Below are 12350 nucleotides of genomic sequence, written 5' to 3'. Positions count from 1 at the left end.
CAAAAACAGGGTCTATGACAAGTTCACAAAAAAATACCGCCGTAAAGGCGGTACTTTAAAAATTACACTCTTAATTCGAAGCAAGTTGCTTATCATCAATAAAATCGAATGCAACCAGAGCGGCCTGGTCAAGGTAAGGATCCACCTCAACAAAGTCTTCCGGCGCTTCTTCAATATCTTCAACAGGCTTTTTACCCGCACGCTTTAAACGTTCATTAACGCGCTCTAGCTGTATTGCTTTCTGCTTTTCCTGTTTCTCTTCACGCTCAGCTAAAACCAGGCTAACCCAGGTTTTATCACGTTCCTTTCTGAATCTTTCGATTTCCTCAAACACATAAGAAAATTCAGGATCATCCTCTATTCGTTGATTCAGCTGTTGTTGCAACTCTTTTACCTCTGCACTATTGATGTTGCCAACTGTGCTATATGTCGCTTTATCAATTTTATCCCAGGGCAAAGCATTGTCTTCTTTACTTTCACCCCATTCAGAAGCTTCAACAAAAGAAGGGAAAACAACGTCAGGCTGAACACCTTTCAGTTGGGTGCTACCACCGTCAATACGGTAAAACTTCGCAATCGTATACTGTACGCTTCCTAACGGATTATCGTAAAAGTCAAAGCGACGAGCCAGACCGCGATGCTGCTGTACAGTGCCCTTCCCAAAGGTGTTTTCACCAATAATAAGTGCCCGTTCATAATCTTGCATAGCTGCAGCAAAAATTTCAGAGGCTGATGCACTGTAACGGTCGACCATAACGAACAATGGTCCTTCATAATATGTCTTTCCGTCTTTATCTTCACTGACGTCAATTCGGCCACGCCCATCGCTCACCTGTACAACCGGCCCCTTATCAATGAATAAACCACTTAAGCTAATAGCCTCTGTTAACGCTCCGCCGCCGTTACCACGTAAATCTACGATAAGGCCTTCGACATCCTTGCTTTCTAAGTCTTCTATTAGCTTTTTAACATCAGCAGTTAAATTATTGTAGAACCCCGGGATTTCAATAACTCCCAAGCGTCGGCCTTTATAAGGGCCTTCTTCAAATTCTTTTACTTCTGCTTTGGCCGCGCGATCTTCCAGCTTAACTTTGTCACGGACAATCTCAACTTCGCTTGGCGTACCGCCAGCGCCCTGGCTAGCCTTTAAGACCTGTAAGCGAACCGTGGTTCCTTTTGGCCCTTTAATGAGTTCAACAACGTCATCCAACCGCATGCCAATAATATCAACGAAGTCTTCTTCATCTTCACCTTTACCCTGGCCAACAGCGATAATCTTATCTTCAGGTGAGAGCTCTCCAGTTTTGTCCGCCGGCCCCCCCGGAACCAGGCTACGGATTACGGTGTAATCATATTCTGACTGCAAAACGGCACCGATACCTTCAAGTTCAAGGTTCATATTCTGCTGAAAACGTTCTGAATTAGAAGGAGATAAATAACTGGTATGCGCCTCAACCGAGCGAGCAAATGCATTCATCAAGGTTTGAAAAACGTCTTCACTTTTAGATTTGGTCAATCGGTTTAATGCGCTGTTATAACGCTTGCCTAAGGTTTCAACAATTTCCGGCCATTCTTTACCGGCAAGCTTCAAGTTAAGAGCGTCGTATTTAACCCGGCTTTGCCAAAGTTCATTGAGCTCTTCCAGAGACGATGCCCATTCTGCGTCTTCCCGGTCGTAGTAGTACTTGTCATCTTTTGCTGAGAAGTCCATAGGCTCCTCTTCATCAAGCAAAGACAAGGCATACTCATAACGCTGGAAACGGCGTTCCAGGCTTTTCTGATAGATATCGAAAGCAACATCCAACTCACCACGCTTCAACATGTCATCGAATAAATGGCGATATTCAGCAGCCGCTTCTATATCTTCTTTGAGTAAAAACATCTTGCTGTAATCAAGCAGCTCAAAATAGCGTTCGTGGATATCTTCAGACAGCTCATTATCAAGCGTCAGACTACTGAAGTGATAACGGGTAAAATAAGAGGTAATACGCTCACTGGCTGTATCGTGTTGAGCTTCTTGCTCTAATTCTGGTAACTCACTGATTTTGTGTTCTGGCGGTATCGCAACCGCAGCAGGAACAACACACATCAGTGCCAATGCACATTTTCTTACAGCCCAGTGTTTCATCGACTACTCCTACGCGCGCAGAAAAATTTTATCTGCTTTAACTTTCATGGTTAACCCGTTTTGCAACTGAACCTGAACATCATCTTTGTCCAGTTCCAAAATTGTTGCTGACATTGGGGTATTCCCTGCTTTTACCTGTACCTGTTGACCAACGGAAAGGTTATTGAGTTCCACATCGGCCAATTTAACTTCAGGTTTGTTAGCTTTTTTGGTGGGCTTAGACTTAGGTTTACCTGCACCTTCCGTTTTCTTCTTAGCCGGCGCCTTCTTTGCATTAGCCTTAGCAGAAGCCTTATTCTTTTCGGCAACTTTCGCCTTTGACTCTTTTAATGTCTCCTGAGCGTGTTGCTGATGCTCTTCAGTAACCGCTTCAACTGACTTACCATCAAGATCCACGCGCTGACTACCAGCTTTAATACTGTGAAGGTAACGCCAACTGTTCGTATAATGACGTAACGCTGTTCTCAAGCGCGTTTTACTCACTTTGTCATCATTTTCCAGACGTTTCGCTAAGTCTTCAAAAATACCGATTTTTAATGGCTTAGCATCGCCTTTAATACTAAAACACTCAGGAAATTGCTCAGTTAAGTAGGCAATAACATCTTTGCTCTTCGTCAGCTTTTCAGGTTCACTCATTCCATTCTTCTTCCTGTTCGCGGACAACTTTCATTAAGTTTCGAACATAGTCGTCCATTTCATCAAATGACAAATCTAATAAGGCAGGCTCTTCGATCCAGTCGTACAGCGTACGACGAACCATTTCTTCAAGCTGCTCTGTTGTATCGTCATCCTCTCGTAATGCATTAATGTGATGAAGCATTTCGTTGATTCGGTCAGCGGCTTCTTCTTCCTGCTCTTCGAAAAAAACAACGTCCTGCTTCGTCACTAAATAGCTATGAATATCGAATTCAACAAACATATCAGCGCTGCAACCCTGACCAATCTAATGATTGGCAATATTCAGCAATCGCTTTAATACCCTTTTCATCTTCTTCACTAAAACGGCCGATTGATGGGCTATCGATGTCCAGTACCGCAACCGTTTTTCCATTTACAACAATAGGTGCCACCACTTCGCTGTTTGATGCCGAGTCACACGCAATGTGTCCGGCAAACTGATGAACATCTTCGACTCGCTGGCACTCTTGTGACTGTGCCGCTACTCCGCAAACGCCTTTGCCAAAAGATATCCGGACACAGGCAACTCGCCCCTGAAAAGGACCAAGCACTAATTCATCGTCTGAGCGGGTTAAATAAAAACCTAACCAGTTAACGTCATCAATATGTTCGTAAAGTAGCGCAGAAATATTCGCAAGGTTTGCAATTAAATCGGGCTCGGCCTCTGTTAATGCCCTGCTTTGGGCTAACAAATCTGAATACAGCTGAGAGCTCATAGTCCGCCTTCTTGTCCATCGAGTTTAAAACGCGCGATTGATTCTTCGGGAGTGTCTTTAAACTGCTCTTTAAGCTCGCGTTTTGTTTTTGTCACCATCTCTCCATTAGCACCAATAGTAAAGGCCTCATCGGAGCTTGCATAGCGCGCCTGATAAGCCATAACTAATTGAATGGAGTTTTCACGTTGCTCGTCAGATAAACGGTTGCCGTCAGGCCATTTCCCCGTTTCAACAGCTTGTACCAGGCGTTCATAGACTTCCTGGTTCATACTTTTAATTAAATCGTCGAATTGCATAGGGGTTACCGCTTTTTCTTTTTTAAGAAGAGAAGCTGCACACGGTTGATTAAAAACCAGACGACTCCACCAACCATTGCACCAACAGCAATACCGTATTGCCAGGTATTAGGCATAGGCTGCTGCATGAACAAATAAGTAAAAGCAGCAATAGCAATAAGTAAGGCGAGCATTGAACGTGAAACCAGCTTATCAGACTTTTCTTGTTTAAGTCTTAGCCACTCACGTTCCATATCTTCCTTTGACTGACCGGCCAGCACAAACTGGCAATGCGGACATTCTTTTACTTTGCTTGAAATTCGTTTATTACACGAAGGACATTGTGTTAACGCCATATACAACCTATCTCTTATGCAGTCCTTGCAATATAAGGCTTTTGCTCTTAATTTCAAGCGTTACCCGGGAATAAAAGTAAAACGGCCAACTTATCGTTGGCCGCTTAGCTTCAGTTTATTGCAATAAATCACTTCTTCTTATCGGCATCACCAAAGTCTTTCCAGTACGACTTAACGGTCGATTTCATTTCGCGGTGAAGCAAAATCATGCCCAGTAAGTTGGGTAATGTCATTAAGACAATGGCAACGGCAGAGGCTGTCCAAACCAGCGTTGTATCGGCAAAAGACGCCCAGAAGAAGCCCGCCACATACAGTATGCGATAAGGCATGACCCCTTTCTGTCCAACCAGGTAGACAACCGCCCTGTCACCATAATAGGACCAGGCAATGGCCGTTGAAAATGCGAACATTAACAAGGTAATTGGAATAATATACTGACCGTAATCACCAAAGTAACCGTTTGCAAAAGCCAGTGAGGTAAGAGCCGCTGAGTGCACTAATGACTTACCAACAACCTGAATATCCTCTTTGATCAGATTACCATTTTCAATTCTAACCTGACCGTTGTAGGCATCTTCTCCTGCGATAACAAAACGTACATCTTCAGCAACAGAACGCGCGTGTAAAATCGTGATTTCACCATTCGTCTGAGCCTGGCCATCTACAACTTGTAAAGTGCCCGAGTAACGTTTTATTTCAGTATCGCTAATACCATTTAAGTACTTATACAGTTCTTGTCTGTCTTCGCTGTCAACGTCGTTGTATTCACCGACAACAAAATCCAGATCACTTCGGGCAAAATTGTTCTCAAACTTCTCAGTCCAAACACCCGAAGATAAAATAACCAAACCGGTTAAAGTACAAATTAAAATGGTATCCAGGAACGGCTCAAGAATCGAAACCAAACCTTCAGCTACAGGGTCTTTCGCTTTTGCCGATGCGTGTGCAATAGGAGCAGAACCCTGACCGGCTTCGTTCGAGAATAAACCACGGTTTACACCACGGTTAAAGGCATAAGCAAAGCTTGCACCAAGGAACCCGCCAGCCGCAGCTGAACCAGTGAAGGCATCACGAAAGATAGAAACAAACGACTCACCAATGTTATCGATATTGAAGAAAATAACGCTCAAAGAACCGATAACATAAAGAATCCCCATTATCGGTACGATTTTCGAGGTAACCGCCGCGATTCGTTTAATACCGCCAATAATAACCATCGCCAGCAAAATCGATAAAATGGCGCCAGTCCAGATCGGATCAATCTCAAAGGTCTGTTCCATCGACTGGGCGATATTATTAATTTGCGGCATATTCCCGGTGCCAAACGAACTGATGATTGTTGCAATGGCAAAAATTACAGCCAGCCATTTCATATTCAGACGACGATCCATGTAATACATTGGACCGCCTGCCATCGTTCCGTCTTCGGTTTTAACACGATATTTATGCGACAGAGTAACTTCGACAAATTTCGTGGTCATACCAAGGAATGCTGTCATCCACATCCAGAAAATAGCCGCCGGACCACCTAAAAAAATGGCTAGTGCGACGCCGCCGATATTACCGGTACCGACGGTACCGGATAAAGCGGTAGATAACGCTTCAAAGTGGCTGGTATCACCTTGCGAGTCTTTTTTATCAAACTTGCCCGCTAGTACTCTCCAGGCATGCCGAAAATAGCGCACTTGAGGAAAGCCAAGATATAAGGTGAAAAATAAACCGACACCGAGCAAAATAAATGGGAAATAGGCTGCAGAACCTAAGAACCCATCAATCCAAAGCAAAAAATTGTTGAGCACTTCCAAGGAAGACCCCCTTTGTTGTTATTATTTTGTGATACAACTCTAGTTTTAACGTAATTTAGGTGAGACTGCCAACATTGCCGTTAAAACATCTTCCCCTAACCGCTGACAACGGGCGACAGACCAACCGAAATCTTCGTCTGGTAAATTCGCGTTATCTTTAAACGGCATTTCAAGCGTGTAAGACAAACACTTGAAGCGCTCGCCAACTGCCGAATTGGCAACCGTCATGTTAGCTTTACCCGGCTCATCTCGTTCGTAGCCATATTCCGTCTGGAATTCAGGTGTTGCTGCCAAGAACGCTGCTTTAAAGGTATCTTCCAGCTCTTTATGGCGATCATCGTAAGATGGAATGCCTTCACAACCTGCTACGAAGTTATAAGGTAAGTCTTCGTCACCATGAACATCAAGGAACATGTCAACGCCCGTTTCCTGCATGCGTTTTAGCACGTAGAAAACTTCCGGACTTTTTTCCAGACTCGGCTCAGCCCATTCACGGTTCAGGTTAGTACCTACGGCGTTGGTTCTCAGATGGCCACGAACGCTGCCGTCTGGGTTCATATTCGGCACGACATAAAATACGTTTTCATCAAGCAATTTGCGAGCTACGCCGTCTTCGTCGTCCAATAAGCGAGTAATAAAGCCTTCCATAAACCATTCGGCCATTGACTCACCCGGATGCTGACGAGCGGTTACCCAAATGGTATTTTTACTCTCATCCGGCTCGCCAATTACTAGCAAGTTCAACTCACGCCCGTCAATGGTTTCACCCAGTAGCTCATGGTAGCAATCGATAGACTGTTGAGCAGATTGGATAAGATCCTGATGACGCTCATACGAATAAGGAATAAAGTAAGCGTAATAAACACTTTCTTGTTCCGGTGTGTGACGAATAACCAGCTCTTTACCATTATATTCAGTCGGCACACGGAACCAGGTTTCACGATCATAAGAAGCTAATGTCTGATAACCTTTCCAACCGTCTGGATAAGCTGACCCAGATGCGTTCTCTATTGTCATTACATGCTCTTCGCCGGCTTCGGCAAACAGCTTAAAATGGAACCATTGGTAAAAATCGGATTGGTGATCTTTTCTGATTGCCAGGCGGATATCATCTGCATTATTTGCGCTGATAACCTGAATATTGCCACTGTCAAAGTTTGCAGTGATATGCATACGTCACCCTTTGCTTTGTTAAATAAGAAATACTAGAAAAAAAGCGCCTTAAAGGCGCTTTTTCAATTATTTAGGTAAATTAGGTACTTTTAGCCCAGCCATAGCTTCTGCTACACGTACAACCTGGCAACTGTAACCAAATTCGTTGTCATACCAAACATACAGTACAGCCCTGTCATCCTCTACGATGGTCGCCTGAGAGTCGACAACGCCGGCATGACGCGAGCCCACTAAGTCCGACGAAACAATTTCGGTTGAGGCGGTATAGTCTATCTGATTAACCAACTCTGAATGCAACGCTACCTGACGCAGATAATCATTTAACTCATCACGGTTAGTCGATTTTTCAAAGTTCAAATTCATGATAGCCATTGAAACGTTCGGTGTCGGTACACGAATAGCGTTTCCTGTCAGCTTTCCTTCCATTTCAGGAAGTGCTTTTGCAACGGCCTTAGCAGCACCTGTAGAAGTAATAACCATGTTCAATGGCGCAGAGCGACCGCGACGGTCGGCTTTATGATAGTTATCAATCAAGTTTTGATCGTTTGTATACGAATGCACCGTTTCAACGTGACCGTTACGAATACCATACTCATCATTCAAGGCTTTAAGAACAGGTGTAATAGCATTCGTTGTACAACTTGCAGCTGAAACGATGCTATCGCTGTCTTCAATCATATTGTCGTTAACACCGAATACGATATTCTTAATGTCACCTTTTGATGGCGCCGTCAGAAGAACTTTATTCACACCTTTTGACTTAAGGTGCAGACCTAACCCGGCTTCATCCTTCCAAATACCTGTGTTATCGATAACGATTGCGTTATCAATACCGTATTGGGTGTAGTCAACTTGATCTGGTCCATCAGAGTAAATAACTTTAATATTAGTGCCGTTGGCTTTTATGCTCTGGTTTTCGTGATCGACGGTGATTGAACCGTTAAACAGACCATGGATAGAGTCGCGACGTAATAAACTTGCCCGTTTCTCTAAATCTCCGTCACGGCCACCACGAACAACAATTGCACGCAAACGCATTTTATTGTTCGCACCGTTACGCTCAATAAGTAAACGCGCCAGCAAACGACCGATACGGCCAAAACCATATAGAACGACATCGCGCGGCTCAATGTTATCTTCCGAGTCGATGATGTCCGCTAATTCACGCTGAACATACTCAGTAACCGACAAGTTATCGCCTTTGCCACCAAACAAATAACCATAGGCAAGTTTACCCAAATCAACTCGGGCTGGTGACAGCTTCAGTTCTGCCATAGCCTGCAGGAAAGGAAAGCTTTCACGTAAGCGAACTTTCTGCCCTTCGTGACGAAGAATAAGACGATGTGCCTTAATGATATTGATAGTTGATACATTCAATAATGAACGTCCGTAAACTAAAATTTCGACACCGAAGTTGCGGTACAACTTACCAAGCAACGGTTGCATTTGCTCGGCGAATTCCTGGCGTTCCTGCCAACTTGATAAGGTTGGATCTTGCTGGTTAGAGTTCATAGTGAGCCCTGTCCTCTATGCTAATGTCAGTGAGCTAATTAAAATGCTACGCTTTAAAAACCGCGATATTGTACTGAAAAGCTTGGCATGAAGCCAATTTTAAGAAACAATCGTATTTCACTAATTAAATGTTGAAGCCTATGTTAAAAAGAATCGCCATTACAAGTGCTGTCGTTGCCCTCGTCGGTTGTGTTGAAGGAAAACCAACTGTACGTGAAATTTGCCAGTCCAACCCCGCAATGTGCAGTGACTTAAATGACGATAACTGGTGTAACTCTGAGCGCAGGCAGCTTATATTCAGTCGTTACGAGCGACACCAGAAAGATACCAGTGAAAACCAATACTTTTTAATGCGTGACCTGCAAGAGTACGCCCAATGTATGGAATTAGCTTCAACTATTGAGCACAAAAAGCTCAAGCAAAAACAGTCAAACCGTATTGAAGCCTATATCAACTCGCAAAAAAACATTAAAAAGTTAGCCGATAAAACGGCCGGTTCCGACCACCCGCTTTGGTTATATTGGCATTGGTCAAACCGGGGAAACGACCAGGCTTTACAAAAACTGCTGTCCTTAGAAGGGACTCCGCAAATGGAGACGCCTGAACTGAAGTTGGCCCTGGCCACCTATTATGCAAAGCAGGACTCGCAAAAAACATTCGAGCTTCTCTACAATGCATTACGGTTATATAAACCCGGTGATCGTATTAACCCTGAAATACCGTCAACCTTAGTCTCCATGTACCTCAAAGAAGGTAATGGGTCTCAAGCCTATATATGGTCTCAGGTTGCCTGGCAGCTTGGTCAGGACAACCTGGAGAAAAACAGTATGAAGAACATTGTTAATGCCAGCGAAGAACAATACGAACAGTGGGACGAACAAGCCGAAGACATAGTTGAGAAAATCGAAGAAGGAAACTTTCGCGGTTATTACTCATCGTCTTCGTGACGCATAGCTAGCGAGTTAACACAATAACGCTGTCCGGTCTCGGTGGGCCCGTCATCAAACACGTGGCCCAGATGACCACCACAGCGACTGCAGAGTATTTCCGTCCTTATCATCCCATGGCTTGCATCTTTTACGTAGTCAACTGAACCTTGTATTGCCTTATCGAAGCTTGGCCAACCACAGTGTGCATCGAATTGATGGTTAGCGTCGAAAAGTTTTTGCCCACAGCCCGCACAACGGTATATGCCCTCTTTATCACAACTTAGATACTTACCTGAAAAAGGCCTTTCCGTGCCTTTTTCCCTTAAGACATAATAGGCTTCATCACCTAGCAATTCACGCCACTCCTGCTCGCTTTTATCTTCCCAGTTATGCTCACTCATAAAGGACTAACCTCTTTATCTTTCAATTAAATTTCGTACTACTGTCATACTGCGTATGCTAAACTTAAGCTAACATTCATGGCTAATTTTTGCTGAGGTTTTGCATGCTTCGTCGTACCAAAATTGTGACCACTCTTGGACCGGCCACAGACTCTGAGGAAACTCTCAGAGAACTTATCAGAGCTGGCGCCAATGTCGTTCGCCTTAACTTCTCTCACGGTAATGCAGACGATCACAAACACCGAGCTTCAATGGTCAGAAAAATAGCCCGCGAACTAGAAGCGCATGTTGCTATTTTAGGTGATCTACAAGGCCCTAAAATTCGCGTAGCGCGCTTTCAACAAAATAAAATTATGTTATCCGTTGGCGATAAGTTCATTTTAGATGCTGAGCTTGAAAAAGACAGTGGTGACCAGAACAGAGTCGGGCTGGACTATAAAGATTTACCTAATGACGTTAACCCCGGCGATATTCTGTTACTTGACGACGGCCGTATTCAATTAAAAGTTGAAGAAATTAACGGCAGTCAGGTAATGACTGAAGTAACCGTTGGAGGTCTCCTCTCCAACAATAAAGGGATTAACCGTCAGGGCGGTGGTTTATCAGCCGCAGCATTAACTGAAAAAGATTATACTGATATAAAGTTGGCCGCAGAAATTGGTGTCGATTACCTCGCAGTTTCTTTCCCCCGCTCCGGAGACGACATAAATCAGGCACGTCACCTACTGCGAGAAGCTGGCGGGCAAGGCGTGTTGTGCGCAAAAATAGAACGCGCAGAAGCTGTCGCCAGCGAGCATGCTTTAGACGATATCATCAGAGCTTCTGACGCTGTTATGGTTGCCCGTGGTGACTTAGGTGTTGAAATTGGCGATGCACAATTAGTTGGCAAGCAAAAACAGATTATTTCTCGTGCTCGTCAATTAAATCGTGTTGTTATCACAGCGACTCAAATGATGGAGTCGATGATCGAAAACCCTATGCCAACTCGTGCTGAGGTAATGGATGTTGCCAACGCTGTATTAGATGGCACAGATGCCGTTATGTTGTCAGCTGAAACCGCTGCAGGAAAACACCCGATAGCGACAGTTAAAGCAATGGCGGATATTTGTCTTGGCGCTGAAACTCACCCTTCAGCTCAACTGCGCCATCAGGACCTGGAAGAAATGTTTTCCAGTATTACCGAGGCTACTGCAATGTCTGCAATGTACGCTGCCACACATCTCAATGGTGTGACCGCTATTATTGCTCTGACAGAATCGGGCTTTACTGCCAAGTTAATGTCTCGTATTACCTCGCACCTGCCAATATTCTCGTTATCACGCCATTCTCACAGCCGCGATAAGTCAGCGCTTTATCGTGGTGTCTATCCTATAAACTTTGATTCCACCAGTGTAGAAAACCCAATCACTGAAGCTATCGAAGTGGTTAAAAAGAGTGGTCACATTAAAGCGGGTGATTTAGTCATACTCACTCATGGTGACGTTATGGAAACCGTAGGCTCAAGTAACACCTGTAAAATTATTGAAGTGCGCTAGTTACTAAAATCTTTAATTAACGAATCGAGAAGGTCGATATATTCATCGGCCTTTTTAATCACATTCTTACGCTGTTCCTGAGTCAAACTTTGATACATATCCCAAAGAAATTTATTTCGCAGTTCACTGCTTTCTTCTGATTTCTGTTGAAAAGACTCACTTCTGAGTTGTTTAGGATCAAGGATTAAAGACGACATCCTTTCTTCATCAACAGGCTGTTTCAGTAGCGCCTTTTCAAATTCGGTTATCCAGCTTGCACGGTAACTTAACCAAGGCTCCCGTAGCCGGGGTGAATCACTTACCCAACTACGCAATAACTTATCTTGCTCTGTTGTTAAGTCACCGAGGATATCCTCTAAATCTTCCTCAACGTCGGAAATGCGATCAAGACGTCGTAGTATGTCACTCTGTTCTTTATCTTCTTTCAAACGCTGATAGCGTTCTTCCTGAGCTTCCTCTAGTCGGCTTACCAGTTGCTGGCGCTGTTTTACAGAAAGTGTTGCGAGTAAGTCGGCTTCGGACTCAATTTTTATGAGTACGTTTTCCCAAAAAGCCCATAAAGTATCTTCAAAATCACCAATATCGTTTTGTGTTAACGACTTTTCTTTAACCTTATCGCGCAATGCTTTTAGTTCCTTGCGGTACAAAGGAAGCTGTGTCTGAGCATGCCACTGATGAAGTTCATCGACTTTTTCTGATAGCAGCTCTTGTTGTTCACCGTTCAAGTCAACGTAGTCCTTTACCTTCCACTCCACCAGAGTATCAGCAAACTGATAGCCTATATTAGCTGTACAACCAGCAATAAAAATAAGAACGGTAAGCACGCCTGTCAGTCGATACAT

Annotated in this window: 13 protein-coding genes; 2 read left to right on the top strand and 11 right to left on the bottom strand. The window is 44.0% G+C overall.

Annotation, left to right across the window (positions count from 1 at the left end):
* Window positions 1-70: 70 nt before the first annotated feature.
* The 9 genes from prc to VBY75_RS02555 form a co-directional block, all read right to left on the bottom strand.
* A complete protein-coding gene (prc, locus tag VBY75_RS02595; RefSeq protein WP_416510882.1) occupies window positions 71-2128 on the bottom strand; it encodes a carboxy terminal-processing peptidase in 2058 nt (685 codons plus the stop codon).
* Between the two features lie 9 nt (window positions 2129-2137).
* Window positions 2138-2764 carry an RNA chaperone ProQ gene (gene proQ, locus VBY75_RS02590; protein WP_278354997.1) on the bottom strand — a complete coding sequence of 209 codons (627 nt, stop codon included), beginning with the start codon at window positions 2762-2764 and terminating at the stop codon, window positions 2138-2140.
* A complete protein-coding gene (locus VBY75_RS02585; protein WP_054487779.1) occupies window positions 2757-3047 on the bottom strand; it encodes a hypothetical protein in 291 nt (96 codons plus the stop codon). The genes proQ and VBY75_RS02585 overlap by 8 nt, the downstream gene beginning before the upstream one ends.
* Window position 3048: 1 nt before the next feature.
* Window positions 3049-3522, bottom strand: coding sequence for a GAF domain-containing protein (locus VBY75_RS02580; RefSeq protein WP_416510879.1), 474 nt, complete (start codon window positions 3520-3522; stop codon window positions 3049-3051).
* A complete protein-coding gene (locus VBY75_RS02575) occupies window positions 3519-3818 on the bottom strand; it encodes a YeaC family protein (protein ID WP_199494822.1) in 300 nt (99 codons plus the stop codon). The genes VBY75_RS02580 and VBY75_RS02575 overlap by 4 nt, the downstream gene beginning before the upstream one ends.
* 5 nt (window positions 3819-3823) lie before the next feature.
* Window positions 3824-4153: a hypothetical protein gene (locus tag VBY75_RS02570; RefSeq protein WP_054487785.1), complete on the bottom strand. Its 330-nt coding sequence runs from the start codon at window positions 4151-4153 to the stop codon at window positions 3824-3826.
* A gap of 128 nt (window positions 4154-4281) precedes the next feature.
* Window positions 4282-5958, bottom strand: coding sequence for an alanine/glycine:cation symporter family protein (locus VBY75_RS02565; RefSeq protein ID WP_199496412.1), 1677 nt, complete (start codon window positions 5956-5958; stop codon window positions 4282-4284).
* Window positions 5959-6003: 45 nt separating this feature from the next.
* Complete coding sequence (locus VBY75_RS02560; protein WP_271331374.1) at window positions 6004-7131, bottom strand: M14 family metallopeptidase; 1128 nt, start codon at window positions 7129-7131, stop codon at window positions 6004-6006.
* Window positions 7132-7197: 66 nt separating this feature from the next.
* Complete coding sequence (locus VBY75_RS02555) at window positions 7198-8643, bottom strand: glyceraldehyde-3-phosphate dehydrogenase (protein WP_054487791.1); 1446 nt, start codon at window positions 8641-8643, stop codon at window positions 7198-7200.
* 140 nt (window positions 8644-8783) lie between these two features.
* Here VBY75_RS02555 and VBY75_RS02550 point away from each other — a divergent pair, with 140 nt between their 5' ends.
* Complete coding sequence (locus VBY75_RS02550) at window positions 8784-9590, top strand: DUF2989 domain-containing protein (RefSeq protein ID WP_244994771.1); 807 nt, start codon at window positions 8784-8786, stop codon at window positions 9588-9590.
* Here the strand turns inward: VBY75_RS02550 and msrB are convergent.
* Window positions 9572-9973 (bottom strand): peptide-methionine (R)-S-oxide reductase MsrB, encoded by a 402-nt coding sequence (msrB, locus tag VBY75_RS02545; protein ID WP_054487796.1) that lies wholly within the window; start codon window positions 9971-9973, stop codon window positions 9572-9574. The genes VBY75_RS02550 and msrB overlap by 19 nt on opposite strands.
* Window positions 9974-10077: 104 nt before the next feature.
* Here msrB and pyk point away from each other — a divergent pair, with 104 nt between their 5' ends.
* Window positions 10078-11508 (top strand): pyruvate kinase, encoded by a 1431-nt coding sequence (pyk, locus tag VBY75_RS02540; protein WP_278355000.1) that lies wholly within the window; start codon window positions 10078-10080, stop codon window positions 11506-11508.
* Here the strand turns inward: pyk and VBY75_RS02535 are convergent.
* Window positions 11505-12350, bottom strand: coding sequence for a DUF6279 family lipoprotein (locus tag VBY75_RS02535; protein WP_054487800.1), 846 nt, complete (start codon window positions 12348-12350; stop codon window positions 11505-11507). The two genes, pyk and VBY75_RS02535, sit on opposite strands and share 4 nt — an antisense overlap.

It is taken from the genome of Idiomarina sp. HB (assembly GCF_048059115.1).
Lineage (GTDB): Bacteria > Pseudomonadota > Gammaproteobacteria > Enterobacterales > Alteromonadaceae > Idiomarina > Idiomarina abyssalis.
Note: the sequence above shows the minus strand (reverse complement) of the source record. Positions and strands in the feature narration are given on the sequence as shown.

Excerpts from the sequence above, each read along its gene's own strand:
- VBY75_RS02575 (WP_199494822.1), bottom strand. The coding sequence starts at position 3,818 with ATGCAATTCGACGATTTAATTAAAAGTATGAACCAGGAAGTCTATGAA.
- VBY75_RS02570 (WP_054487785.1), bottom strand. The coding sequence starts at position 4,153 with ATGGCGTTAACACAATGTCCTTCGTGTAATAAACGAATTTCAAGCAAA.
- VBY75_RS02580 (WP_416510879.1), bottom strand. The coding sequence starts at position 3,522 with ATGAGCTCTCAGCTGTATTCAGATTTGTTAGCCCAAAGCAGGGCATTA.
- VBY75_RS02555 (WP_054487791.1), bottom strand. The coding sequence starts at position 8,643 with ATGAACTCTAACCAGCAAGATCCAACCTTATCAAGTTGGCAGGAACGC.
- pyk (WP_278355000.1), top strand. The coding sequence starts at position 10,078 with ATGCTTCGTCGTACCAAAATTGTGACCACTCTTGGACCGGCCACAGAC.
- proQ (WP_278354997.1), bottom strand. The coding sequence starts at position 2,764 with ATGAGTGAACCTGAAAAGCTGACGAAGAGCAAAGATGTTATTGCCTAC.
- VBY75_RS02535 (WP_054487800.1), bottom strand. The coding sequence starts at position 12,350 with ATGTATCGACTGACAGGCGTGCTTACCGTTCTTATTTTTATTGCTGGT.
- prc (WP_416510882.1), bottom strand. The coding sequence starts at position 2,128 with ATGAAACACTGGGCTGTAAGAAAATGTGCATTGGCACTGATGTGTGTT.
- msrB (WP_054487796.1), bottom strand. The coding sequence starts at position 9,973 with ATGAGTGAGCATAACTGGGAAGATAAAAGCGAGCAGGAGTGGCGTGAA.
- VBY75_RS02585 (WP_054487779.1), bottom strand. The coding sequence starts at position 3,047 with ATGTTTGTTGAATTCGATATTCATAGCTATTTAGTGACGAAGCAGGAC.
- VBY75_RS02550 (WP_244994771.1), top strand. The coding sequence starts at position 8,784 with ATGTTAAAAAGAATCGCCATTACAAGTGCTGTCGTTGCCCTCGTCGGT.
- VBY75_RS02560 (WP_271331374.1), bottom strand. The coding sequence starts at position 7,131 with ATGCATATCACTGCAAACTTTGACAGTGGCAATATTCAGGTTATCAGC.